Raw genomic sequence first — 23,706 nt, forward strand, 5'->3', positions numbered from 1 at the left:
AGAAGCGCCCCGGAGCCGAACTCGAACCGGCACGGGGCGCTCGGTCAGGCCTGAGCCGCGTACGAGACGAAGCTCGTCCACGACGTGGGTGAGAGGGCGAGCTGAGGCCCCTGCTCCACCTTCGAGTCCCGGACGTGAACCGCCTCGGGGGTCCTCGCCACTTCGATGCAACTGTCTCCGGAACCGCCGCTGTAGCTGCTCTTGAACCAGGCCAGTTCTGTGGTGCTGCTCATGCTGCTCCTCGCATCCTCCGCAACGGGCTCGTGGAGTCCTCCAGGGTAAGAGCCTGTGACCGCATCCTGGCATACCGCATCTGGAGCATGGTGACCACTTTGGAGTCGGAGTTGAGCTGACCGCTTTCCTGACCTTCGCAGTATGCCAACCACTTGTTGTCGGGGGTTTCCAGGAGCTGGATGGGGCCGTCCAGTCCCGCATGGTCCTCCCGCACCAGCGGCATCACCTGGATCTCGATGTTGCGCAACTCTGCGAGCTCCAGCATGTGATCGATGAGCTCCCGCGTCACCTCCGGCCCGCCCGTACGCCGCAGGAACAAACTCTCCTCCAGGATGAAGCCGTAAGCCGTGTTGGGCCGCTCCCGTAGCAGCCGCTGTCGCTCCAGCCGGGCCGTCAACTGCGCCTCGATCTGCTCATCGCACAGCGGCGGCAACTGGTTGACGAACAGCCGCCGTGCGTAGGCCTCCGTCTGCAACAGCCCTGGGATCAAGCGACATTCGTACGTGTAGAGGCTCACCGCCTCCGCCTCCAGCTTGGCCCACTGCCGGAACCAGCTGGCCAGCCCGGGCCGCCGCGACAGATGTCGCGCTGCACCCCGCAACGCCCCGAACGCGTCCAGGATTTCTTCCGACCGGTCCACGAAGTCGGCCGGCGGGAAGCGCCGTCCCTGCTCGATCGAGGCCACGGTCTGCACCGAGTACCGCACCATGGGCGCGAACTGCTCCTGCGTCAGCCGTGCCCGCTTGCGGAATGCCTTCACAACCTCCCCGAAGGCCTTGAGGCTGTCCGAACTCTCCGGTTCCGTAGCCCCGTTACCTGGTTGAATCCCACAGGCGCCACCTGCGCCCATCGCTGCTTCGTCCAACCCGCCCGCCTCCACGTACCGTCCGACCGACCCCTCCAGGGTCGCGAACCGACACGCCCGTCGTCTACGCTCCGCACCCGTGCGCTGACGCAGCGTACGGAATGTTGGTCTGGTGCACGGGCGGATGCCCAACTCGGTTCGGTCGAACGGCTGCTCCTCACGTAAGCCGTTCGGATGGGAGCTGGTTCGCAGAGGCTGTTTCCCTCGGGGCCCTGCAACCGCGACCGCCTGGGGAACAGCCGTGTTCGCGGCGATCGTTCGGTCTCGGTCAGCGGCTGCGCCTCGCGACCCCAACGGCCCTGCTTCGGACGTGTAAGGTCACGCACCCGTTCCGCGGGCTTCGGTGGCCGTCGTGAAGCGATGCTCCGTCGGCTTCAGCGTCTCGTAGAGGTAGCCGAAGTACCCGGTCTCAGCCGTTCCCGTGAGCACCGCGAGCAGAAAGGCCAGGCATCCCATGCCGTGGTGCTCCCACAGGGGTCCGCGTCCCTCGTTGTAGAGCACGGTCCACTCGTCGGGCCGCTGACCGGGTCGCACCAGCCAGTAGAGGAAGGCCCCCGAACCCTCCTCGAACCCCCACGGCAGAACCCGAGCCCCCACCTCTTGCAGCGCGGTGGGCTTCTCCTCGCCCAACTCCCACAGGGCGGCCAATTCCTCGGCTCGTTCCGTGGCCTGCTCGTGCAGGTCGCAGTCGTCGTAGGCGGAATCGGGAACGAGCAGCCAGATCGTGTCGTCGAAGACACCGGAGCCGTACGTCTCGACGAGCCGCTTGTAGTCGGCAGGTAGCGCCGTACCCAGGTTCTGCTCGGCCCGCGCCCAGTCCACAGCAGCCGGGGCGACAGTGGGCGGCGGGCAGAAGCGCATGAGGGCGTCGAGGGCGGTCACCACGCGGACGGTACCGGAGCCCCAGGTGTTGCCCACGACCGGGCGGGTGCGGGGGCCTGCCCATTGCGGACCCCGCTGTCACTCCGCCCCTGTCACTCGATCAGTGTGGCGCTTCAGGCTCCATCACGGGCCCAGTGGAGGCAGCTTGCGGCGCCTCTGGCCGCCGCGGTGGAGAGTGTCACGGTCGCGCACCACCAGAACGCAGCCGCCAAGGCTGGACGCTGAAAATTTGTGTGCCACCTGTCTGCCCACAGCCGCATCGTCCCGCGCGCGGCTGTGGGCAGGGGCATCAGGCCGATGTGCCGATCGGGCCCAGCATGTAGTTGCCCGGCGCGTCAGGGTCGGTGCTGAGGTAGAAGTCGGAGATGGCCATCCGGAACTCCTCGTGGCTGATCACCCCGTCCCCGTTCAGGTCCAGCCTGGTGAACGCCTCTCCGGAGCGCTCCGGAGAGATGCCCAGCGCGTCATACATGCGTACGTACTCGTCGCGGCTGAGGAAACCGTCGCGGTCGGTGTCGAGGGTGTTCATCAACGCGTCGATGATGGCCATCACCGCGCCCCCGAAGTGCTCGGGAGCCGTGACATTGGCTTCTGTGACCGCGATGAATTCCTGTCGTGAGAGCCGCCCGTCCCCGTTCGTGTCGCCGTGCCTGAGCAGCAGCTGCCACCATCGCTCGAACGCGTCGCGCATCGCGGTGATGTTGGTGTGATCGTCCTCCGCTGCCACCCGGGCGAAGACATCGGCCGTCGCCCGCAGGTCGTCCTGAGTGAGCTGTCCGTCCCGTCCTTGATCGAACCAGTCGAAGAGGATGCTGAACTTCTGGCTTTTCACAGCACTTGTCACGTCGCCGTCCTCAACTCGTGGGCCGTGCACGGCGCACGGCGATCCCTTCGGAACGTTAGGGACAACCAGAGCCCCCAGCCATGAGTAGGACGGCAGTGCGTCACTACGAGTGAAGGCCGGCACTTAAACGCAGAGGGCGCCTCCCCGACCTCTTCGCGCGCGCCCGCCGGGGGCCAGGGCTCGCACCGCGCCGTCTCAGCCGCGGACGCAGTCCTCGATCACCGCGGCGACCTGTTCCGCCGCGGCCGAGGTGCGGTTCGCGCGCCGGGCCAGGACCAGGTCGACGGTCTCGGGGTCGGTGAGCGGCACGTAGGTCACGCCGTCGAGGCTCAGGCTCTGGACGGACTGCGGCACGAGGGCGACGCCGTGTCCGGCCGCGACGAAGACGACCAGGGTGGCCGTCTCGCCGACTTCGATGAGCGAGGCGGGGCGGAAGCCGGCCCGGCGGCAGGCCGCCAGGACCCGGTCGTACATCTGGGACCGGGACTGCGAGGGGTGGACGACGAACGGTTCGGCGGCCAGGGCCTGGAGCGGGATGCTCGGCCGGTCCGCCAGGGGGTGGTGGGACGGCAGCACGGCCAACAGGGGTTCGGATCGCAGCGGGGTGGTACGGAGGTTCTCGTCCGTCACCGGGCCCCGGAGGACGGCAAGGTCGAAGGTGCCGGAGAGCAGGCCCTCGACGAGCCGGGGGGTGAGGAGCTCGCCCCGCAGGTCCAGGGTGATCCCGGGCAGTTGTGCGCGCACGGTACGGGCGACCCGTGGCAGTACGTCGTAGGTGGCCGTGCCGATGAAGCCGACGGAGACCCGCCCGGCGTGGCCGGTGGCCAGCTCCCGCATATGGACCCGGGCGCGTTCCTCCTCCGCGACGATCACGCGCGCGTATGCGGTGAGCTGGCGGCCGGCCTCGGTCGGTTCGACGCGTCGGGTGGACCGGTTGAAGAGCGGGACGCCCAGTTCCCGCTCCAGCTGTTTGATCTGCTGGGACAGGGCCGGCTGGGCCACGTGCAGGCGGGCGGCCGCGCGTCCGAAGTGGCATTCCTCGGCCAGGGCGAGGAAGGAGCGGAGCTGGCGGAGTTCCATGAGGTCGATTATATAAGGCGGCCTTATCAATCGATCCCGACTAGGTCTTGGACGTGATGAACCGGGCGCCCGTACCGTGACCGTGTGACCGACAGCTATCTCTACGCAGCAGCAAGAACGCCCTTCGGGCGTTTCTCGGGCGCCCTCGCCGACGTCCGACCCGACGACCTGGCGGCGCTGGCCGTCAAGGGGATCCTGGCGAAGACCCCCGCGCTCGACCCGGCGGAGATCGGCGACGTGGTCTGGGGCAACGCCAACGGCGCCGGTGAGGACAACCGCAACGTCGGCAGGATGGCCGTCCTGCTCGCGGGACTGCCCACCTCGGTCCCCGCCACCACCGTCAACCGGCTGTGCGGTTCCTCGCTGGATGCCGCCATCATCGCCTCCCGCGCCATCGAGACCGGAGACGCGGACATCGTGCTCACCGGCGGGGTCGAGTCGATGACCCGGGCACCCTGGGTCCTTCCCAAGCCCTCGCGCGCCTTCCCCGCCGGGGACGTGACCGCCGTGTCCACCACGCTCGGATGGCGACTGGTCAACGAGCGGATGCCGAAGGAGTGGACCGTCTCGCTGGGCGAGGCCAACGAACAGCTGGCCGAGCGGTTCTCCATCGGCCGGGAGCGGCAGGACGAGATGGCCGCGCGCTCCCACAACCTCGCCGACGACGCCTGGAACGCGGGCTTCTACGACGAGCTGGTGGTTCCCGTCGTCGTGGACCGCAAGGGGACGACCTTCACCCGGGACGAGGGGATCCGGCCCGGCTCCACCGTCGAGAAGCTCGCCGGGCTCAAGCCCGTCTTCCGCCCCGACGGTGTCATCACGGCCGGGAACGCCTCCCCGCTGAGCGACGGCGCCTCCGCGGTGCTGCTCGGCTCGGGCGACGCCGCCGCACGCATCGGCACCGACCCCATCGCCCGCATCGCGGGCCGGGGCGTGTCCGCACTGGACCCGCAGCTGTTCGGCTACGCCCCCGTGGAGGCGGCGAACCGGGCGCTGAAGGCCGCGGGCATCTCCTGGTCGGACGTTGCCGCCGTCGAGCTCAACGAGGCCTTCGCCGTGCAGGGGCTGGCCTGCGTGGACGCCTGGGGCGTCGACCCGGAGATCGTCAACGCCAAGGGCGGTGCCATCGCGCTCGGCCACCCGCTGGGCGCCTCCGGAGGCCGGCTCCTGGGCACCCTGGCCCACCGGCTCCGGGAGTCGGGGCAGCGGTGGGGCGTCGCGGCCATCTGCATCGGAGTGGGCCAGGGCCTCGCCGTGGTCCTGGAGAACGTGACGGAGGGCGGCCGATGAGCGCGCAGGTGTGTGCCCACGCGGACGAGGCGGTGGCCGGGATCGAGGACGGCTCGACCGTGCTCGTCGGGGGCTTCGGGATGGCTGGCATGCCGGTCGACCTGATCGACGCCCTCATACGTCAGGGCGCGAAGGACCTCACCGTGGTGTCCAACAACGCCGGCAACGGCGACACCGGGCTTGCCGCGCTGCTGGCCAAGGGGCGGGTCCGCAAGGTGATCTGCTCCTTCCCGCGCCAGGCGGACTCGTGGGTGTTCGACGACCTCTACCGGGCGGGCCGGATCGAGCTGGAAGTGGTTCCGCAGGGCAACCTCGCGGAACGGATGAGGGCGGCCGGGGCCGGCATCGGTGCCTTCTTCTGCCCCACGGGCGTCGGCACGCTGCTCGCTGAGGGCAAGGAGACCCGCGAGATCGACGGCCGCACGTACGTGCTGGAGTACCCGATCAAGGGCGACGTCGCCCTGATCGGCGCCCACCGCGCCGACCGCATGGGCAACCTCGTCTACCACAAGACCGCCCGCAACTTCGGTCCGGTCATGGCCACGGCCGCCACGACGGTGATCGCGCAGGTCCGCGAGATCGTCGAGACCGGCCGGATCGATCCCGAAACCGTCGTGACCCCGAGCATCTACGTCGACCGCGTGGTGCAGGAGGCCGATCCCGCATGAATGCGACGAGCCGAGTGATGAACGAACAAGGTCCGCTGAGCAAGCACGACATGGCCGCCCTGGTGGCACGCGACATCCCCGCGAGCGCCTACGTCAACCTGGGCATCGGGCAACCGACCCTCGTCGCCGACCACCTGGTCGCCGGCTCCGGCGTGGTCCTCCACACCGAGAACGGCATGCTCAACATGGGGCCCGCCGCGAAGGAGGGCCAGGTCGACCCCGACCTGACGAACGCGGGCAAGGTGCCGGTCACCGAACTGCCCGGAGCCTCCTACTTCCACCACGCCGACTCCTTCGCGATGATGCGCGGAGGTCATCTGGACATCTGCGTCCTCGGGGCGTTCCAGGTCTCCGCCACCGGTGACCTGGCCAACTGGCACACCGGGGCGCCCGACGCCATTCCCGCCGTCGGCGGGGCGATGGATCTGGCGATCGGTGCCAAGAAGGTGTTCGTCATGATGACGCTCTTCACCAAGGACGGCACACCCAAGCTGGTGCCCGAGTGCACCTACCCGCTCACCGGGCTGAGCTGTGTCGACCGGGTCTACACCGACCTCGCGGTCTTCGACATCTCCCCGCAGGGGGTGAGGGTCACGCAGACCTTCGGCATCACGGTGGACGAACTCGCCGACCGCCTCGACGTGCCGCTGCTCGCCGCCGAGTCCTGAGAGGGCATGTGCAATAGGCGGATTGCCTGGAGACAGGACCGGCACCGCCCCCGGCCGCCGCGCTGTGCGGAAGCTGCTGCTCGAGCAGCCACACGCCCCACGGCGACGGCGACCGGAGGGCGCCCGGCCACCTGACCAAGCCCTATTAGGGTGCGCGTATGGACATCGGAACCGAAGAAATCGCAGACGGCGTGATACTGCGGCTCGCCGAACCGGCGGACGCCCCGGCGCTGTGTGCCGCCTATGTCGAGAACCGGAAACACCTCGCACCCTGGGAACCACGCCGCCCGGAGTCCTTCTTCACCGTCGCCGGTCAGGCACAGCGCCTGGAGGAGCAGAGACGGCACTACGCGGACGGACGGCTCGTGCCGTTGCTCTTCGAGTCCGACGGGCGGATCGCAGGCGCCGTCACGCTGTCCGGAATCACCATGGGCCCTTTCTGCAGTTCCTACCTGGGGTACTGGGTCGCCCAGGACCAGCAGGGGCGTGGGCTCGCGACCACCGCTGTGGAGCGGGTCTGCCGGATCGCCCGGGACAAGGTCGGTCTGCACCGGATCGAGGCGACCACCCTCCTGGAGAACACCGGCTCCCAACGGGTGCTGGAGAAATGCGGGTTCGAGGCGATCGGCATGGCCCCGCGCTATCTGCACATCAACGGACAGTGGCGGGATCACCGGATGTTCCAGCGGGTGCTGCACGACGGCGACCCGGCTCTGTGACGCGGGCGGCGTGCATCGCCACCGTGTACGCGCCGAGCCCCGCGGCCTCGAACGGGGGTGCCGCGATCGGACGAGGCCCCACCGGCCGTCGGATGGGTGAGGACCGAGCCGGAACGCACCTCGTACGCCAGGCATGTTGCGCACACCACGGGGAATGCCCCGCCGTTCCGGGACCATGAGTCCGGGAACGACGGGGCGTTCAGTGCTGCCGTACTGCCGTACTGCCGGCTGTCAGGCTGTCAGTGGCCCTTGTTGCTGCTGTTGCCCTTGTTCGGCTTGTTGCCGGACGCCTTGACCGTCCAGGTCAGGCTCTCGGTGGCCTCGGCGAGGGCCTGGGGGTCGCGGATCGAGGCGGTGCGGTCCACCGACTTGACCGTGACGGTGTGGGCCTTGCCGTCCGGCCGGACGCCCAGCGAGGCAGGGTTGACGCTGGTGAGGTTCAGCGCCTTGTGCACCTGGACGCCGTCGACGTACCAGCGCAGCTCCGGCGCGGCCAGCCCGGTGAGCTGGGCCTGGGAGACCGTGATGGTGCTGGTCCTGAGGACCGGGTTGCTGGTGCTGACATCGCTGCTCAGCGCGTTGGCCTCGCGGTAGAAGCCGGCGATCATGGCCTCACGGCCGGGCAGGTTGAACTCGGTGATGTTCAGGGCCCGCATGATGGAGTTGGAGGTCGGGCGGTAGATCCCGTAGGGGTAGTAGCTGCTGCCCTCGTACGTGCCGACGGTGCTACCCGTGGGGTCGGCCTCGCCCAGCCAGCGGTACCACTTGGTCTTGTTGGCGGCCATCTGCTCCGCGGTGTAGATGCTGGAGTTGATGTCCGTGGCCTCGCCGTACGGCCAGGTGCCGTAGACGTCGTACGTGTACTCGTCCGCCAGCAGACCCACCGAGTGCGCGATCTCGTGGGTGGCGATCATGCTCGACTGCGAGTTGTCCGAGGAGAGGGTCGAGACGCCGTCGAACGGGTAGCCGTACTCCTCCAGGCCCGAGTAGCCGGCGCCGCCGTACTTGGTGGAGTTGGAGAGGACGACGACCAGGTCGGCCTCGGGGGCCTTGGCGGCGTAGGCGGCGACCTTGTCGATGTCGGCACAGACGAGGCGCTCGGTGTAGTTGCACCAGAAGTAGCTGCCGAGGGCGGTGTCCTTGACGACGTCTTCGGAGGGGTCACCGCTGATGCCGGACTCGTTGGACACGGCGTCGACGGTCCACACGTTCATCAGGCCCTTGTAGCTCGCGTAGGGCTCGATCTTGGTGATGTCGGCCCACTTCGCGGCGGCCGCGGTGTGGAAGGCGTCCTGCTGGTCGGCGGTGTAGCCGTCGCCGACGATGACCACGTCGAGGCGGTCGGCGGAGGAGCCGGTCACGGACAGCTGCCCGACCTGCCCGTCCGTCGTCTCCGCGGTGGGTGCCACGCTCCGGGCGGCCGAACGGCTCTTCACCGTCTCGGTGTTGACCGGGACCTCGGTCCGCTTGCCCTCGCCGCCGGGCTCGGGGAAGTACTCGACGGAGACGCGCTGCTCCTGGGTGGGCTCAGGGTCCGCCGCGACCGCGGGAACGGTGAGGGCCGCCCCCAGCATCGCCGTCATCACGACGCTCACGGATATGGCAGCAGTTTTACTCGTGCGCATGTCAATCCTCACTCTGGTGTTCAACTCGGAAGTGAAGTAAAGCGATAGCGTAAGTGCGCTTAAATTTCCGCCCAACGTAGAGTGGGCGGCGCCCCGTTGGCAACAGTCGAACAGGCCCTTGTGGGAGCCGTGGGAGTCCGGCTCGGTGGGCCCCGCGACGGGGGGCGCGGGACCCACCGGACCGTCGGGTCGTCAGGCCTCGTCACGGGCCAGCCGGAGCAGCCGGTCCAGGACCGTGCGGCCGCCGGCCGCGACTCCGTCGTGCTCGAACTCGTCCGTCACCCACGTCCGCAGACCGCGGATGGAACGGGCGGTGCGCAGCGAGTGCTCCGTGTCGACGAAGAGGTCGTCGTGATAGACGGCCGCGGCCGTCGGCACGGTGTTCCGGTCCAACTGGGCCGTGTCGTAGAGCGGTTCCCAGCCGCTGTGTGCGGCGAGCAGCTGTGCCGTCTCGCGCAACGGCCGCAGCGCCGGATGGGTCCGGAACATCCAGGGGTGCACCGACTCGCCGGTGAGCAGGAGCGGTGCGTCGTCGTCCGCGAGGACGCGTTCGGGGTCGAAGTCGGGATGCTCGTCCCGGACCCGGTGCGCCGCCCAGTCGGTGGGGGCGCCGTCCTGCGCGTAGATGGACTCGTGGAGCAGCGCGTACAGCGGGTTGGCGGCATGGCTGAGCACACTGGCCACCTGCTCGCCGAAGGCGTCCGAAAGCCGCGGTCCCGCGGGCGTGGTGAGCAGCGCGTCCTGGAGCATGTGGTGCAGGCGGTGCGAACCGTCGCCGCTGCCGAGGAGGATGCCGAGCTGCTGGAACGCCTCGGGGCTGAGCAGGGTGCCGTCCGGCAGGATCTCCTCGTGCTCGGCCAGATGGGCGGCGATGCGTCGGGTCTCGACGGCGTCCTGCGGGTAACGCGCATAGTGCGCCAGGGTCTTGCGGCGCATCCGGGGGAAAGAGGCGCGGTAGACGTCCTCGGCGCTCGCGTCGAGCCCCGGCAGGCCGCCGGTGATCAAAGCGGTGTCCAGCCCTTCGGGTGCGAGCGAGAGATAGGTGACCGTGCAGAAGCCGCCGAAGCTCTGCCCCAGGACCGTCCACGGGCGTCCGCCGGTCAGCTGGGCGCGGATCAGTTCGCAGTCGCGGACGATGGAGTCCGCCCTGAAGTGGGTGAGGTAGGCGGCCTGCGCCTCGGGGCCGCCCCGCAGCGGAAGCGTCTGCCGGTTGGCGGGGGTGGACCGGCCGGTTCCCCGCTGGTCCAGGAGGAGCACGCGGTACGAGTCCAGGGCGCGGTCCAGCCAGTTCGCGCGGCCGACGGGCCGCGGGCCGCCGGAGCCGGGGCCTCCCTGGAGGTAGACCAGCCAGGGCAGGTCCTCGGGGCGTTTCCCGGTGGCGGTGACCTCACACGCGTACAGCGTGATGTGCTCACCTTCCGGAGCACGGTGGTCCAGTGGAACGTAGAAGTGGTGGTCGGTCAGTACGAGGCCCGGCTGGCGGACGGTGGGCATGGCGGTGCTCCAGCGGAGGTTGGATGGCTCGGCTGTCGTTCGGGTACGGCGAGGGCGCTCAGGCCGCAGCGGCGCCGGGACGAAAGCGGGGAACGGATTCCAGCAGAGTGCGGGTGTACTCGTGCTGGGGGGCGTCGAAGATCTGCTCGCGGGTGCCGGTCTCGACGATGCGGCCGGCCTTCATCACCGCGATGCGTTCACAGAAGTGCCGTACGACGGCGAGGTCGTGCGAGACGAAGAGGTAGGAGAGGCCGAGTTCGCTGCGCAGGTCCTGGAGGAGGTTGAGCACCTGTGCCTGGACGGAGACGTCCAGTGCGGACACCGGTTCGTCCGCGATGATCAGCCGGGGGCGCAGCGCGAGCGCGCGGGCGATGCCGATGCGCTGGCGCTGGCCGCCGGAGAACTCGTGCGGGTAGCGGCGCAGATGACGGCGCTCGAGGCCGACCTGCTCCAGCAGCTCCAGGACACGGGCGCGCCGGGCGTCGGCGTCCAGGTCGGTGTGGATGGTCATCGGGGCAGCGATGATCTGTTCCACCGTCAGTCGCGGGTTCAGCGAGGCGTAGGGGTCCTGGAAGACGATCTGGATGTCGCGGGCCAGGGTGCGGCCGCGGGACGATCCGTCGACGGGGACCTCCTTGCCCTCGAAGAGCACCTTCCCGCCGGTGGCGCGTTCCAGGCCGATGACGACCCGGGAGGTGGTGGACTTGCCGCATCCGGACTCGCCGACCAGCCCGAAGGACTCGCCGCGCGCGATGTCGAAGGTGACTCCGTCGACGGCCTTGACGTCGCCGGTGTGGCGGCGCAGCACGGCGGTCCGTACCGGGAAGTGGACCTGGAGGTCCCGTACGGACAGCAGCGGTGATGCGTCCGTGGCCGCCTCCGCGGCGGGCTGCTCGGCAGGAGCCGCCTCGGTGTCCTTCTCCTGCGCCGACGGCTGTTCGCCCCGGGTGAGGGACTCGACGGTGGCCAGCCGGCTGCCGGGCGGTGTGTCGAGGGTGGGGACGGCCGCGACCAGGGCCGAGGTGTAGGGCTCCTTCGGCTCGGTGAGCAGCTCCTGGGTCGGCCCCTCCTCGATCTTCTTCCCGCGGAACATCACCAGCGTCCGGTCGGCGGTCTCGGCCACCACGCCGAAGTCATGGGTGATGAAGATGATCGAGAGGTTCATGTCGCGCTGGAGGTCCTTCAGCAGGCTGAGGACCTGCTTCTGGACGGTCACGTCCAGTGCGGTGGTCGGCTCGTCCGCGATGACCACCTCGGGCTCGTTCATCAGCGCCATGGCGATCATCACGCGCTGGCGCATGCCGCCGGAGAACTGGTGCGGGAAGGCCTTGGCCCTGGCCTCCGGGTCGGGGATGCCGACCCGCTCCAGCATGGCCAGCGCCCGCTCCCGGGCCTGGGCCTGCGACGCCTTGGGGTGGTGCAGGCGGTACATCTCCATCAGCTGCGCGCCCACCTGGTGGTACGGGCTCAGCGCGGCCAGCGCGTCCTGGAAGATCATCGAGATCCGGCCGCCGCGCACCGTGCGCATGGTGCGCTCCGCGGCACCGACGAGTTCGGTGGTGCTGCCGTCGGCTCCGTGCAGCTGGGCGCTGCCGGTGACGCTTGCCCCGTTGTCCTCGTGCAGACCCATCAGGGCCAGTGTGGCGACGGACTTGCCGGAGCCGGACTCCCCGACGATGCCGAGGACTTCACCTCGGCGCAGATCGAAGTCGAGGGCGTGGACCGCGTGGACGTCCGCTCCCTGACCGGGGCGGAAGACGACATCGAGTCCGCGGACGGACAGCACGGTGTCGGGGGCTTCGGTGGCCATCTGGGCTAACTCCTGGCGTGCGGGTGCGTGGTGGGGGCCGGTGGCGGCGTGACTGATGAGGTGTCAGGAGAGCCGCACGCGCGGATCCAGCAGGGCGATGAAGAAGTCGGCGATGGCGATGAAGAGCACCACGATGAACGCGGCCACCATGACGGTCCCGACGATGGTGGGAAGGTCGTTCTGCAGGATGGCGTCCACCGACAGCTTGCCGATCCCGTTGAGGCCGAAGACCGTCTCGGCGATCACGGCGCCGCTGAGGGTGAACCCGATCTCCAGACCGAGCAGTTGGACCATCGGCGCGGCCGTTCCGCGCGAGGTGTACTTCAGATGGGTGCGCCAGGTGCTCATGCCCTTGGCGCGGGCGGTGCGGATGAAGCCCTCGCCCATCGTCTCCAGCATCTGGCTGCGGGCGAGCCTGGCGTACATCGCGGCACTCACGATGCCGAGGCAGAGCCACGGCAGCAGCATGCCGGCGAACCATCCGGCCGGGTCCTCGCTGAAGGGGACGTAGGCCGGCTTGGGGAAGATCGAGCTCTGGAAGGCGAGGTAGTACTGGGCGATGTAGCCGATGAAGTAGAGCTGGACGCTCGCCCCGAGCAGGGTGAAGGTGGACAGCCAGCGGTCGACCCAGGTGCGCCGCTTGATGGCGGTGATGAAGCCCGTCCCCATGCCCAGCACGATCACCAGGGCGACCGTGCCGAGCGTGAGGGACAGCGTCACCGGGAACCGGTCGGCGATCGCGTCGGTCACCGGCTCCTGCATGAAGTACGAGTACCCCAGGCAGGGCGCCGAGCAGTCGATCACCGTCGTGCCGTCGACGTCGGTGATGTCCCGCCCGGCGACCAGACCCGTCAGGTAGGTCACGTACTGCGTGGCGATCGGTTCGGAGAGGCCCATGCTCTTTTCGACGGCAGCGATCTGTCCGGCGTCACATTTGGGACCGCAGGCGATGCGGGCCGGGTCACTGGGGGCTGCGTAGAACAGCCCGAAGGTGACGAGACTGACGGCGAACAGGACGGCGACTGCCTGCACGATCCGCCGTATCACGAAGGCGAGCACGGTTCACTCCGGAAGTGTTGCTGTGAAAGGTGGGGTCGGACGTCAGTCGGCGATGTAGGCGCCGTTGAGGACGCTCATCGGGGTGCCGGCGTTGGGAAGCACCAGACCCTTGCCGTGGATGAAGGTGCTGATCGCATAGACGTAGGGGATCACCGGGGCGTCAGCCATGATCTTCTGCTCCAGGGCGAAGTACGCCTTGGACTTCTCGTCGGTGTCGGTCAGCGCGGCGATGCGCTTGAGCTCCGCGTCGGTCGTCTTGCTGTTGTATCCGGCCTGGTTGGCGTAGGCGGGGCTGCCCGAGTTGAAGACCGTGTCGATCAGGGTCGACGGCGTCGGCCAGTCGGTGGCCCAGCCGGTCCACCACATGTCGTACGGGGTGTCCTCGGTTGCGGTCGCCGAGTAGTAGTTGCTGCCGTCGACGGGCTTGGTGACGACGGTGATGCCGATCTTCTTGTACGCGGACGCGATGGCCTCGGCCTGCCGCTGCTTCGACGGGGAGGTGTTGCTGTAGGCCAGGGTGATCTTGTCGAGCTTCTGCTTCGACTTGGCGAGGTACTCCTTGGCCTTGGCGACGTCACCGCGCTCGTCGGCCTTGAAGACGTCGTACTTCTGGAACCCGGCCAGGGTCGGCGAGCTGATGGTGGTGGCCAGGTCGCCGGCGTAGCTGCCGCCCTCCTGCTGACGCACCTGCTGCTTCGGGAACGCGTACAGCAGGGCCTTGCGCAGGTTCACATCGGTGATGTGTCGGTTGTTGAGGACGTACCAGTAGGTGTAGCCCGTGTCCTGCCGGTAGGAGATCTTGTCCTTGTCGGCGCGCGCGTTGAGGGTGTCGATCAGCTCCGTCGACACCCCGGTCAGGGTCGACATCGCGTGGGCGTCCTCGCCGCTGCTGGAGAGGAGGCGCTGGTTGATGTTGACCGGCTGCTGGCCGAACTTGAACGCGTAGGTCTCGGCGTTCTGGTACCGGATCGGGTCGGACTTCGGGTCCCAGTGCGTGTTGCGCACCATGGTCATCGAGCTGTTCTGCTTGTGCTCGGTGATGCGGTAGGGGCCGGAGGAGAACGGCTTCTGGTCGTACTTGGTGCCGGTGTCCTTGTCCTCACGGACCGGGGCGGTGGTGCCCCAGGCGGCGGCGTAGGCCACGTCCGTCTGCGCCTTGGGGAAGTGCAGCACGATGGTCTTGTCGTCGGGCGTCTCGATCGCGTCGAGGTCGCCGTCCTTCGGGCCGCTGTACTGCTTCTGGGCGTCGGTGAAGCTCTCGGCCCCGGTCAGCCACTGCTGGAAGTAGGGCAGGCCGACCTCGAAGCCCTTGCCGAAGGAGCGCTCGATGCCGTACTTCACGTCCGCGGACGTGATCGCCTTGCCGTCCTCCCACTTCAGGCCGTCGCGCAGGGTGAAGGTCCAGGTCTTGCCGCCGTCGGACACCTTGCCGGTGTCGGTGGCGAGGTCTCCGACGAGTACCTTCTGGCCGTCGATGTTGGCGTAGCCGGTGAGCTGGCGTCCGACCAGGTTGTAGACGTCCTGGTAGGCCGAGCTGTAGATCTTCTGCGGGTCCAGGTGGGCGTAGTCGCTGGTCTCGTAGACCGTGATCGTGCCGCCCTGCTTCGCCCCCTTGATGGCCGGCGCCGGCCCCTGGTTCTCCTCCGCGGTGCCGATCCGCACGGTGTCGACGGTGTGCTCGGTGGACCCGCTGGGCTTGGTCGACGCGTTGCCGTCATTGCCGCCGGCGGAGGTGCAGCCGGTGAGCATGGCCGCGGCGGCCAGGCCGGCGGCTGCCGCGATCAGAGGGTGTCTGGTACGCACGGGGGACTCTCCTTGAGGATCCGAGCGAAGAAATGTTTCTTCAGCGGGACTTGGGGTCCAGGGCGTCGCGGACCGCGTCGCCGAGGAGGTTGAAGGCGAGCACGAAGATCAGAATCGCGCCGCCGGGGAAGAACATGAAGGTCGGCACCGAGTAGAAGTAGTGCGCCCCCTGGGAGATCATCCGGCCCCAGTCGGGGGTGGGCTCGGTGACTCCCACGCCGAGGAAGGACAGCGCGGCCATGCTGGTCACGTAGGCGGGGACCGCCATCGTGATGTGGACGATCACCGGCCCGGTGAGGTTGGGCAGCAGCTCACGCAGGACGATCCGGTGCCGCGGCATGCCCATGGCGCGTGCCGCCTGGACGAACTCGCGCTCGCGCAGTGACCGCACCAGGGACCTGAGGACGAGTGCGTGGCTCATCCAGCCGAAGCAGCAGAACACCACCACCAGGACCGCGAACTGCATCCACACCGGTTCCTGTTCGGTGTCGCCGACCAGCAGCGAGTCGATGACCGGGGTCATCGCGATGAGGAGCAGCAGGTAGGGGAAGGCCAGCAGGACATTGCAGACGAATCCGAAGATCCGGTCCGTCAGGCCGCTCAGGTAGCCGGCGGTGACACCCACCGCGATGCTGAGCGACGTGGTGATCAGCACGCAGATGACGGAGACCGTGAGCGAGTTCCGGATGCCGTACAGAAGTTGGGTCAGGACGTCCCGGCCCAGACCGGGCTCGACTCCGAACCAGAACTCGCTGCTGATGCCGCCATTGGCCCCGGCAGGTGCGCCGGTATCGGTCAGCAGGCCGGGGATGTCCTGGCCGTAGTGGGTGAAGGGGTCCTTGCCGTACAGCGAGGAGATGACCGGAGCCAGCGCCCCCGCGAGAACGAAGAGAACAACGATTCCGAGGCAGATCATGCCGACCCGGTCCCGGCGGAGCCGGCCCCAGGCGAGGGCCAGCGGGGAGCTGCCGAGCTCCTGGTCGCCGGGCCCGCCGGTGGCCGGGAGGTCGACGTCCTCCAACACCTGCGCCATGTTAATTCCTCGGTTGAGTGCGTTTGAGTTGCGGTTTAACTTAGGTTGCGTCAGGGAACCGCACAACGGGGTCAGGGCTATGAAAGATGTTGCTTTTAGGTAACTGAGCTCTTTGTAGCCGGATAAATACGGTCAGCACGGAAGGCGTGGTAGGAGCGGCAGGGCTCGGGGGCGGCGCCGGGGCCTGTGGGAACATGCCAGGTGGCAAGCGCGGTGTGTCAGGCATCGCACCGGGGGCCGGTCGGAGGACCGGCGCACGGGACGAGGAGTGCCGGGGCATCGGTTTCACCCGCTCCCGGCGATGGCTGCGGTGTCGACCGGCGGTCCCTCCGTTCGGCGCTCGCGGACGCACACGGCGGCCGGTTACCACCGGCAGACACGGAACAAGGGGGCTGTCATGGCGGGAACCAGCAGCAGGACGGCCGGTGGGCCGGAGCGGGAGGTCGCAGACGGGACCCCCGGTCGGCCGGACCGGGGGCAGGGGGAGGGGCAGGACTCACCGGCCGTGATCGGCCGCCGAGTGAAGCGGCTCCGCAAGGAACACGAGCTGACGCAGCGCCAGCTCGCCGAGCCGGTGTACACCGCCGCCTATGTCTCCACCCTGGAGGCCGGAAAGGTGCGGCCCTCCGAAGCCGCCCTCCGGCACATCGCCGAACGGCTCGGTGTCGCCTACGAGGAACTCGCCACCGGCAAGCCCACCCACCTCGTCACCGCCCTGCGGCTGCGGCTGGCCGACGCCCAGCGGGTCCTGGCCACCGAGGACGCCGTCGACGCGCAGGCCGCCTACGAGCTAATCCTCGGCGAGGCCGAGGAGTACGGGCTCACCCAGGAACGGGCGGCCGCACTCGTGGGACTCGGGGAATGCGCCATGGAGATGGGCGAACTGACCGAGTCCCTGGCCCGGTTCGAGGCGGCCGAACAGGCGCTGGCCGACGAACCGCTCCCCGCCCGGGCCCGCGCGGTCCGGGGCAGGGCGGTCGCCCACTACCTCGCCGGTGAACTGCGCTACTCCTGCTACCTCCTGGAGAGCGCGATCGACGGACTGAACACGTCCGGGTTGCACGATCCGGGCGCGCTGCTCCAGCTCTACACGGCCTCGATCGCCCCGTACATGGACATGGGCGCGCACGCCCGCGCCGCGCAGGCCGCAGAACTCGCCCTCGCCCTGGTGCCCCAGGTGTCCGACCCGGCCCTGGTTGCCACCATGCACCGGACGGTGGCCCGCACCCTGATCGCCGAAGGCAAGGTCGAGGCAGCCCAGACGTCGTTGGCGCGGGCCACCGAGCTCTACCAGCAGTTGCAGATCCGTACCGAACTCGCCCACTGCCACTGGATGCGGGGCTATGTCTGTGCCCAGCACGACGACCTCGCGCAGGCGGAGGCGGAACTGCGCACCGCGCGCTCGATGCTGGTCTCCAAGCGGGCGGCCCTGTACGTCTCGCAGGTGGAGGTCGAACTCGCCGACGTCCTGCGTCGCAGGGAGAAGCCGGCGGAGGCCGCGGAGCTCCTGGAGAGCCTGCTGGTCGGACTCCAGCCCGGTCGTGGTGCGGTGCACGCCGGGGGCGCCCACCGGCTTCTCGGGCTGATCGCCGAGGAGGGCGGGGACCTGGAGGCCGCCGAGCGGCACTACGTCACCGCGCTCTCCCTGCTCGAACAGACGGGAGCTGCCGGGGACCTCGCCGACATCTGTCGGCTGCTCGGGGACCTGATGCGCCGCGAGGGCCGGACGGAGGCGGCGCTGAACGTCTACCGGACCGGGCTCGGGCACCGCGCCGAACCTGGCACCACCACGCTCGGCCCCGCTCCGGCCCGGCCGCCGTTCGCCCCCTGGACCTGACCCGGCCGGTCCCCCCGACGAGGGGCCGCCGTCCCCCCGGGCCGGATGCGCGTGGGGGCGGGCCGCCTCCTCAGGCGAGGTACGCGTGGGTCCGGGCCGCGTCCACCGCCGCCCACACCGTGGCCCCCGGGTGGAGGCCGAGTTCGGCGGCGGCAACCGTGGCGAGGTCCGCGACGAGCGGGAGCCCGCCGGTGAGTTCGGCTCGGATCCGGTCGCCGTGGGTCTCCAGTCCGGCCACCTCGCACGGCCACAGATTGCCTGCGTCGGCGGCGGCCGGGCGGTCCCGGTGCAGCGTCACGGCGCTCGGTGGGAACGCGACGAAGGCCGGCCCGGTGACGGTGTCCGTGGTCGTGATCAGCGGTCCGCCGTCGACGTGGACCGCGCGCCCTTCGGCCTGCCCGCGGTAGAGATTGAGGCCCACCAGGTGGGCGATGTAGTCGGTGCGCGGGCGGCGGGCGATGTCGCCCGGCGCGCCCTCCTGGACGATGCGGCCGTCCTCGATGACGACGAGGCGGTCGGCCAGCACCATGGCGTCCAGCGGGTCGTGGGTGACGAGCACGGCGACGGCTTCGAACTCCGCGAGGTGGCGGCGGAGTTGAGTCCTCACGTCCAGGCGGGTGCGCGCGTCGAGCGCGGCCAGCGGTTCGTCGAGCAGCAGCAGTCGGGGGCGGGTGGCCAGGGCGCGGGCGAGGGCGACGCGCTGGGCCTGACCGCCGGACAGCTTGCGGGGCTTGGTCCCGGCGTGGTCGGCGAGGCCCATGCGGGCCAGCCAGACCGCGGCCTGGGCGCGTGCTTCCGCCTTGGCGGCGCCGTGGCAGCGCGGCCCGAAGGCGACGTTGTCCAGGGCGGTCAGGTGGGGGAAGAGCAGGTAGTCCTGGAAGACGACGCCGACCGGGCGCGCCTCGGGTGGCGTACGGTCCAACTCGGCACCGTCCAGGCGCAGATGTCCGCCGTGCAGCGGGGCGAGGCCGGCGAGGGCGCGCAATGCGGTGGTCTTGCCCGCGCCGTTGGGGCCGAGCAGGGCGACGACCTCCCCGGGTGCGGCGGTCAGCGCCACGTCGAGACGGAAGGCGTCGCGCTCGACGACCAGGCGGGCATCCAGCCCCTCCGTGGCCGGGCCGCGGCCGGCGGTGGTCTCGTACGTCGTGGCATCGGTGCTGGTCATGAGGCCGTCATCCAGCGGTCGCGCAGTCCCGCCAGGACCGCGACGGACACCGCGAGCAGCACCAGGCTGAGCGACATCGCGGCGGCCGGGTCGCTCTGCAGGGCGAGGTAGACGGCGAGCGGCATGGTCTGTGTCCGGCCGGGGAAGTTGCCCGCGAACGTGATCGTGGCGCCGAACTCGCCGAGGGCACGCGCCCAGGCCAGGACCGCACCCGCCGCGATACCGGGGGCGATGAGCGGCAGGGTGACCCGGCGGAAGGCGGTGAAGCGGGAGGCGCCCAGCGTGGTGGCCGCCTCCTCGTACCGAGGGTCGGCCGCCCGCAGGGTGCCCTCGACACTGATGACCAGGAACGGCATCGCCACGAACGCCTCGGCCACCACCACTCCGGCCGTGGTGAACGGGAGGGTGATGCCGAACCAGGAGTCCAGCCACTGCCCGACGACACCGTTGCGCCCGAGCGCCATCAGCAGCGCCACACCGCCCACCACCGGGGGCAGGACCAGCGGAAGGGTCACCAGAGCCCGCACGAAGCCGCGGCCGGGGAACTCGACCCGGGCCAGCAGCCAGGCCAGCGGAACCCCGATCACCAGGCTCACGGCGGTGGCGGCCGTCGCGCAGAGCAGGGACAGTCGCAGGGCCTGCCAGACCTCGGTGCTGGTCAGCTGGTCCGGGAGGCTGTGCCAGGGGGTGCGGACCAGCAGGGCGATCAGCGGCAGCACCAGGAAAACCAACCCCACCAGTGCCGGCAGGAGCAGCGGCAGGGGCACGCCTCGGCGCGGGCCGGTGCGGACGCTCCGGTGGGGGCCGAGGCGGAAACGCCCGCCCCGGAGCCCGCCCTTCAGAGGGCCGGCCCCGGCGGCGGACGGGTCGTGCGGGGAGGTCACGGCTTCAGGAACCCGGACTCGCTCAGGACCTGCTGGCCCTCGGCGGACCGCACCAGCTCGATGAACGCCTGGGCGGCTCCTGCGTTGGGGGCGTCCTTGAGCAGGGCGATCGGGTAGTCGTTGATGGCGTCGGACGACTCGGGGAACTCCACGCCCTCCACCTTGTCACCGGCCGCCTTCACATCGGTCCGGTAGACCACGGCGGCGTCGGCCTCCTTCAACTCCACCTTCGTCAGCGCGCTCTTGACGTCCTGTTCGTACGAGGCCGGGGTGAGCGTGAGGCCGCTGGCCTCCAGCGCCTTCTGGGCGGCGGCCCCGCACGGCACTTCCTTGTCGCACAGCACGACCTTCAGACCGGATGTGGTCAGGTCCTTCAGCGAGGAGATCTTGTCGGGGTTGCCCGGCAGTGTGGCTATCTCCAGCTGGTTGCGGACGAAGGTGGCGGGTGTGCCGGAGGCGTCACCGGCGTCCGTGACGATCTGCATCGTCTTGGCGCTGGCGGCGGCGAAGACATCGGCCGGGGCGCCGCCGGTGATGCTCGCGGCGAGGGAGTCGCTGCCACCGAAGCTGAACGTGACCTTGGTGCCCGGGTGTTCCTTCTCGAACTCCTTGCCCAGGGCCGTGAAGCTCTCCTTCAGCGACGCGGCGGCGAAGACGGTCACGGTGCCGGAGAGCTTCGGGGAGGAGGACGCCGACGCCGTGGAGCCGGATCCGGACGACGAGGAGTCGTCGGAGGAGGACAAGGAGGAGCAGGCGCTCAGGGCCAGCAGCGCGGCGGCTGCCACACCGGCCAGGTGCAGGGTCCGGCGGGTCCGGCGTGCGGAAAGGGTCTTCACGGAGTTACTCCCTCTGGTCCTCGTGAGCATGTGCAGATCATACTGCCGCACATGCGAGGGGAAACGCCTGCATTTCCTGGCATGAGTCGGACTGGTGATCCAAAGAGCTTGCATGTGCGTGTACAGCCTGCCTGGCCGCGATGTCGGGCGCGGGTCCGTGGCCGGTGAGCCACTGGCGGCATTCGGCGCTGCGGACCGCTCCTGGTCGTTCCGTGTGCGGCGAAGTCCTCCGTCGTGGCACGCAGTGCCCCGTCGACGTCGGCTGCCCGCGCATCCGCCCGGAGATCGTCGGCGCCGAGTCGGATCGACGGGCGCGGCAGCAGGGTGGGTGCTGCGGAAAAGACACCCGCAGACGTCTTGTCACTGAGTGACGCCTACCTCTACTCTCCCGATGTAACTCGCCAGTAACTAAACGGCTGTGTCGGTGAGTTCGGTGCCCTGGGGCCCGCCATGGCAGTGCGGCGGATCCGTGCCACGAGCATCGGACTCCGCCTGCACCAGGGTGTGCGCTCGCTCGGGCACCGCAGTACGCACCACGTCCCGAGCGCTCGACCACTCGTCGCTGTGCGCCGTGCCCGGTGCGCAGAGCACCAGCACCGGCGTCGCCCTGCCCCCAGCGGTGGCGGCACCGACAGGTGATCCGCAGGGACCGACCGGAAGGCACATGCCGTCCACAGCCATCCCGGGCGGAGAACGGCACAGGCCCACGGTGTCGCCCCCGGACACCGTGGACCGGCACAGCCCGTACCTACCGACGAAGCAGGGAGTGAGCCGCATGAACCGACCCCGCCCCACCGACCGGCCGGATACGGCACCCACCGAACTCCGGGGCAGCGGACGCATATCCGCCGGCCCGAACCGACTCCGCGTCCTCGCCACCGCACTCGCGGCGGTCGCCTGCCTGGGCGCCCAGGCGCTGCCTGCCGCGGCCGCCACCGACTCCGGCGACGTGGTCTCCCGGGGTGTGACCATCCCCGAGTTCTACCAGCCGCCCGCCTCGCTTCCCTCGGCCGACGGCGCCCTGATCCGGAGCGAGTCCCTTCCGCTCGCGCTCAGCCTGCCCAGCATCAACGGTCCGCTGCCCGGCACCGCGACCCGGCTGATGTACAAGTCCACCGACTCCAACGGGCAGCCCGTCGCGGTGACCGGCGCCTACATCGAGCCCACGGCGGCCTGGAAGGGCAGCGGCCCCAGGCCGCTGGTGGCCCTGGCGCCGGGCACCATGGGGCAGGGCGACCAGTGCGCCGCCTCCCTGGCACTGCAGAACCCGATCACGCTGAACGGCGAGACCATGTCGGTCGGTTACGAGGACCTGGCGATCTACCGGCTGCTGGCCGCCGGTACCGCGGTGGTCGTCACCGACTACGTCGGACTGGGTGCCACCGACCGGCTGCACACCTACGTCAACCGCCTCGACGGCGGGCACGCCCTGCTCGACGCCGTCCGTGCCGCGCGTGCGGTGCCGGGAGCGTCGGTCACCTCCGCCTCGCGCGTCGCTCTCTACGGCTACAGCGAGGGCGGCGGCGCCAGCGCCTCGGCCGCCGAACTCCAGCCCACCTACGCACCCGACATCACCCTGTCCGGCACCTACGCCGGTGCGCCGCCCGCCGATCTGGTCAAGGTCATCAAGGGAATCGACGGCAGCGCCCTGGCCGGGGCCCTGGGCTGGTCGCTCAACGGCTTCCTCCAGTCCGACCCCGAGCTGCGTGCCATCGCCGACAAGTACCTCAGCGCCTCGGGCAAGGAGGCGCTGAACGACCTGTCCACGATGTGCACCGGTGACGCGCTCTTCGGATACGGGTTCGCCAAGAGCAAGTCGTGGACCACCACCGGCCAGTCCCTCAGCGACATCGTGGCCGCCGAGCCACAGATCCAGAACACCCTCGACAACCAGCGCATCGGCACCCTGAAGCCGACCAGCCCGGTACGTCTGGCGACCGGTATCCAGGACGACATCGTCCCGCACGGACAGGCACGCCAGCTGGCCGTCGACTGGTGCGCCAAGGGGGCCAACGTCTCCTACGTGGCCGTCGCCCTGCCCAACCTCGGTGACGGACTGCTCACCAACCACCTGGCGCCGCTCCTCACCGACCAGGGAGACGCCGTCTCCTGGCTCACCGACCGTCTCTCCGGCAAGTCCGTCACGTCCAACTGCTGGTCGATGCCCATCCAGCCCTGACGCGAGAATCCCCCGGACCCACGGGGCCGGGGGATCCCTCGCAAGGATTCGGGATCTCCCGGTCCTCCGCCCCGCGGCCCCGGCGCACCCCGGATCCGCGGGGCGTTCGGCTGTGCACCGGGGACGGCCGGTGCGGCACGCCTCGCGTCGCCGCCGGGACACCCCGTCCGGTCTCAGTGCGGCATGTCGGACAGCGAGGTGGCGATGGTGGTGACCTGCTCGGGCTCGACCACCATCAGCAGCACGGTTCCCTCCCGCACATCGGCCTCGGCCACCGGGCGGAAGCCCCCGGCGGCGTACCGCTCCTGAGCGGCGATGTCCTCGACGGCCGGGGCGGTCATGATGCGACGGCAGGACGGATCGGCCGCGAAGAGGGCGGCGGCCAGCGAGCCGAGCAGCTCGGCGGTGTCCGGGACGGCCGTCGCCGGGGCGTGCGGCGGCGTGACGACGAGTTCCAGCAGCAGATCGTGCGCGCCGACCGGGTAGCAGCCGCGCAGCGGATGGTGCACCACCCGGTGGACCGTCAGGCGGGCGACCGGCTGTCCGTCGTGGCCGCGGCTCACGGAGTACGCGCGAACGGCGCCCGCCGGGGCCGTACCGAACGCGGCGTCTGGGGAGGGGTGTTCGGCCACGGTGGGGTGCAGCGACCATCCGCCGAGGTGGCCGGGGAGCGGCGGCACGGGCAGCGGGCGGCGGTCGGCGGGAGTGGGTGTCATGGGCGGCGGCCCTTC

21 protein-coding genes are annotated in these 23,706 nt (G+C 69.9%); 6 read left to right on the top strand and 15 right to left on the bottom strand.

Translation table 11 applies throughout. The annotated features are described in order from the left end of the window. Window positions 1–44: 44 nt before the first annotated feature. The 5 genes from AB0L71_RS08355 to AB0L71_RS08375 form a co-directional block, all read right to left on the bottom strand. Complete coding sequence (locus AB0L71_RS08355) at window positions 45–233, bottom strand: DUF397 domain-containing protein (protein WP_365239573.1); 189 nt, start codon at window positions 231–233, stop codon at window positions 45–47. Next, window positions 230–1,084 (bottom strand): helix-turn-helix transcriptional regulator, encoded by an 855-nt coding sequence (locus AB0L71_RS08360; RefSeq protein ID WP_365239796.1) that lies wholly within the window; start codon window positions 1,082–1,084, stop codon window positions 230–232. Before AB0L71_RS08360 ends, AB0L71_RS08355 begins: the two co-directional genes overlap by 4 nt. Window positions 1,085–1,417: 333 nt before the next feature. Further along, entirely contained in the window at window positions 1,418–1,981 is a 564-nt protein-coding gene (locus AB0L71_RS08365; RefSeq protein WP_365239575.1) for an SMI1/KNR4 family protein, read from the bottom strand. A 289-nt stretch (window positions 1,982–2,270) separates the two neighbouring features. Then, window positions 2,271–2,825, bottom strand: coding sequence for an EF-hand domain-containing protein (locus AB0L71_RS08370; protein WP_365239577.1), 555 nt, complete (start codon window positions 2,823–2,825; stop codon window positions 2,271–2,273). Window positions 2,826–3,020: 195 nt separating this feature from the next. Beyond that, the gene (locus AB0L71_RS08375) at window positions 3,021–3,905 is read right to left on the bottom strand and encodes a LysR family transcriptional regulator (protein WP_365239580.1); all 885 of its coding nucleotides are present in this window, start codon (window positions 3,903–3,905) and stop codon (window positions 3,021–3,023) included. Window positions 3,906–3,989: 84 nt separating this feature from the next. On the opposite strand from AB0L71_RS08375, the gene AB0L71_RS08380 reads away from it, so the two are divergent. The 4 genes from AB0L71_RS08380 to AB0L71_RS08395 all read left to right on the top strand — a co-directional run bounded on the left by AB0L71_RS08380 (window position 3,990) and on the right by AB0L71_RS08395 (window position 7,250). Beyond that, a complete protein-coding gene (locus AB0L71_RS08380; protein WP_365239583.1) occupies window positions 3,990–5,195 on the top strand; it encodes a thiolase family protein in 1,206 nt (401 codons plus the stop codon). After that, on the top strand, window positions 5,192–5,863 hold the full coding sequence (locus tag AB0L71_RS08385) for a 3-oxoacid CoA-transferase subunit A (protein WP_365239586.1): 672 nt from the start codon (window positions 5,192–5,194) through the stop codon (window positions 5,861–5,863). The genes AB0L71_RS08380 and AB0L71_RS08385 overlap by 4 nt, the downstream gene beginning before the upstream one ends. Next, window positions 5,860–6,531, top strand: coding sequence for a 3-oxoacid CoA-transferase subunit B (locus tag AB0L71_RS08390; protein WP_365239589.1), 672 nt, complete (start codon window positions 5,860–5,862; stop codon window positions 6,529–6,531). The genes AB0L71_RS08385 and AB0L71_RS08390 overlap by 4 nt, the downstream gene beginning before the upstream one ends. 158 nt (window positions 6,532–6,689) lie before the next feature. Continuing rightward, window positions 6,690–7,250 carry a GNAT family protein gene (locus tag AB0L71_RS08395; RefSeq protein WP_365239591.1) on the top strand — a complete coding sequence of 187 codons (561 nt, stop codon included), beginning with the start codon at window positions 6,690–6,692 and terminating at the stop codon, window positions 7,248–7,250. 239 nt (window positions 7,251–7,489) lie between these two features. On the opposite strand, the gene AB0L71_RS08400 is transcribed toward AB0L71_RS08395, so the two are convergent. From AB0L71_RS08400 to AB0L71_RS08425, 6 genes are all read right to left on the bottom strand, one after another. After that, entirely contained in the window at window positions 7,490–8,875 is a 1,386-nt protein-coding gene (locus AB0L71_RS08400) for a M64 family metallopeptidase (protein WP_365239593.1), read from the bottom strand. Between the two features lie 192 nt (window positions 8,876–9,067). Next, window positions 9,068–10,369 carry an alpha/beta fold hydrolase gene (locus tag AB0L71_RS08405; protein ID WP_365239595.1) on the bottom strand — a complete coding sequence of 434 codons (1,302 nt, stop codon included), beginning with the start codon at window positions 10,367–10,369 and terminating at the stop codon, window positions 9,068–9,070. 58 nt (window positions 10,370–10,427) lie between these two features. Continuing rightward, the gene (locus tag AB0L71_RS08410) at window positions 10,428–12,179 is read right to left on the bottom strand and encodes an ABC transporter ATP-binding protein (RefSeq protein ID WP_365239598.1); all 1,752 of its coding nucleotides are present in this window, start codon (window positions 12,177–12,179) and stop codon (window positions 10,428–10,430) included. Window positions 12,180–12,242: 63 nt separating this feature from the next. Further along, entirely contained in the window at window positions 12,243–13,238 is a 996-nt protein-coding gene (locus AB0L71_RS08415) for an ABC transporter permease (protein ID WP_365239601.1), read from the bottom strand. Between the two features lie 42 nt (window positions 13,239–13,280). Continuing rightward, window positions 13,281–15,041, bottom strand: coding sequence for an ABC transporter substrate-binding protein (locus AB0L71_RS08420; protein ID WP_365239603.1), 1,761 nt, complete (start codon window positions 15,039–15,041; stop codon window positions 13,281–13,283). A gap of 40 nt (window positions 15,042–15,081) precedes the next feature. After that, window positions 15,082–16,074, bottom strand: a complete 993-nt coding sequence (locus tag AB0L71_RS08425; RefSeq protein ID WP_365239604.1) for an ABC transporter permease — start codon at window positions 16,072–16,074, stop codon at window positions 15,082–15,084. A gap of 397 nt (window positions 16,075–16,471) precedes the next feature. Here AB0L71_RS08425 and AB0L71_RS08430 point away from each other — a divergent pair, with 397 nt between their 5' ends. Beyond that, on the top strand, window positions 16,472–17,911 hold the full coding sequence (locus AB0L71_RS08430; protein WP_365239607.1) for a helix-turn-helix domain-containing protein: 1,440 nt from the start codon (window positions 16,472–16,474) through the stop codon (window positions 17,909–17,911). A 70-nt stretch (window positions 17,912–17,981) separates the two neighbouring features. On the opposite strand, the gene AB0L71_RS08435 is transcribed toward AB0L71_RS08430, so the two are convergent. The 3 genes from AB0L71_RS08435 to modA are packed head-to-tail and all read right to left on the bottom strand — an operon-like array spanning window position 17,982 to window position 20,796. Continuing rightward, window positions 17,982–19,076: an ABC transporter ATP-binding protein gene (locus tag AB0L71_RS08435; protein WP_365239609.1), complete on the bottom strand. Its 1,095-nt coding sequence runs from the start codon at window positions 19,074–19,076 to the stop codon at window positions 17,982–17,984. Further along, window positions 19,073–19,960 carry a molybdate ABC transporter permease subunit gene (modB, locus tag AB0L71_RS08440; RefSeq protein ID WP_365239611.1) on the bottom strand — a complete coding sequence of 296 codons (888 nt, stop codon included), beginning with the start codon at window positions 19,958–19,960 and terminating at the stop codon, window positions 19,073–19,075. The genes AB0L71_RS08435 and modB overlap by 4 nt, the downstream gene beginning before the upstream one ends. Then, the gene (modA, locus tag AB0L71_RS08445; RefSeq protein WP_365239613.1) at window positions 19,957–20,796 is read right to left on the bottom strand and encodes a molybdate ABC transporter substrate-binding protein; all 840 of its coding nucleotides are present in this window, start codon (window positions 20,794–20,796) and stop codon (window positions 19,957–19,959) included. The genes modB and modA overlap by 4 nt, the downstream gene beginning before the upstream one ends. Window positions 20,797–21,571: 775 nt before the next feature. On the opposite strand from modA, the gene AB0L71_RS08450 reads away from it, so the two are divergent. After that, window positions 21,572–22,975 carry a lipase family protein gene (locus tag AB0L71_RS08450; protein WP_365239616.1) on the top strand — a complete coding sequence of 468 codons (1,404 nt, stop codon included), beginning with the start codon at window positions 21,572–21,574 and terminating at the stop codon, window positions 22,973–22,975. 173 nt (window positions 22,976–23,148) lie between these two features. On the opposite strand, the gene AB0L71_RS08455 is transcribed toward AB0L71_RS08450, so the two are convergent. Next, entirely contained in the window at window positions 23,149–23,691 is a 543-nt protein-coding gene (locus AB0L71_RS08455; protein WP_365239618.1) for a GNAT family N-acetyltransferase, read from the bottom strand. Between the last annotated feature and the right edge of the window lie 15 nt (window positions 23,692–23,706).

It is taken from the genome of Streptomyces sp. NPDC052052, from assembly GCF_040680455.1.
Classification (GTDB): Bacteria; Actinomycetota; Actinomycetes; order Streptomycetales; family Streptomycetaceae; genus Streptomyces.

What these genes read in the sequence shown, in the direction of transcription:
- AB0L71_RS08455 (WP_365239618.1), bottom strand. Translation starts at nt 23,691, where the DNA reads ATGACACCCACTCCCGCCGACCGCCGCCCGCTGCCCGTGCCGCCGCTC.
- AB0L71_RS08395 (WP_365239591.1), top strand. Translation starts at nt 6,690, where the DNA reads ATGGACATCGGAACCGAAGAAATCGCAGACGGCGTGATACTGCGGCTC.
- AB0L71_RS08425 (WP_365239604.1), bottom strand. Translation starts at nt 16,074, where the DNA reads ATGGCGCAGGTGTTGGAGGACGTCGACCTCCCGGCCACCGGCGGGCCC.
- AB0L71_RS08390 (WP_365239589.1), top strand. Translation starts at nt 5,860, where the DNA reads ATGAATGCGACGAGCCGAGTGATGAACGAACAAGGTCCGCTGAGCAAG.
- AB0L71_RS08410 (WP_365239598.1), bottom strand. Translation starts at nt 12,179, where the DNA reads ATGGCCACCGAAGCCCCCGACACCGTGCTGTCCGTCCGCGGACTCGAT.
- AB0L71_RS08405 (WP_365239595.1), bottom strand. Translation starts at nt 10,369, where the DNA reads ATGCCCACCGTCCGCCAGCCGGGCCTCGTACTGACCGACCACCACTTC.
- AB0L71_RS08355 (WP_365239573.1), bottom strand. Translation starts at nt 233, where the DNA reads ATGAGCAGCACCACAGAACTGGCCTGGTTCAAGAGCAGCTACAGCGGC.
- AB0L71_RS08385 (WP_365239586.1), top strand. Translation starts at nt 5,192, where the DNA reads ATGAGCGCGCAGGTGTGTGCCCACGCGGACGAGGCGGTGGCCGGGATC.
- AB0L71_RS08450 (WP_365239616.1), top strand. Translation starts at nt 21,572, where the DNA reads ATGAACCGACCCCGCCCCACCGACCGGCCGGATACGGCACCCACCGAA.
- AB0L71_RS08375 (WP_365239580.1), bottom strand. Translation starts at nt 3,905, where the DNA reads ATGGAACTCCGCCAGCTCCGCTCCTTCCTCGCCCTGGCCGAGGAATGC.
- AB0L71_RS08435 (WP_365239609.1), bottom strand. Translation starts at nt 19,076, where the DNA reads ATGACCAGCACCGATGCCACGACGTACGAGACCACCGCCGGCCGCGGC.
- AB0L71_RS08360 (WP_365239796.1), bottom strand. Translation starts at nt 1,084, where the DNA reads ATGGGCGCAGGTGGCGCCTGTGGGATTCAACCAGGTAACGGGGCTACG.
- AB0L71_RS08400 (WP_365239593.1), bottom strand. Translation starts at nt 8,875, where the DNA reads ATGCGCACGAGTAAAACTGCTGCCATATCCGTGAGCGTCGTGATGACG.
- AB0L71_RS08430 (WP_365239607.1), top strand. Translation starts at nt 16,472, where the DNA reads ATGGCGGGAACCAGCAGCAGGACGGCCGGTGGGCCGGAGCGGGAGGTC.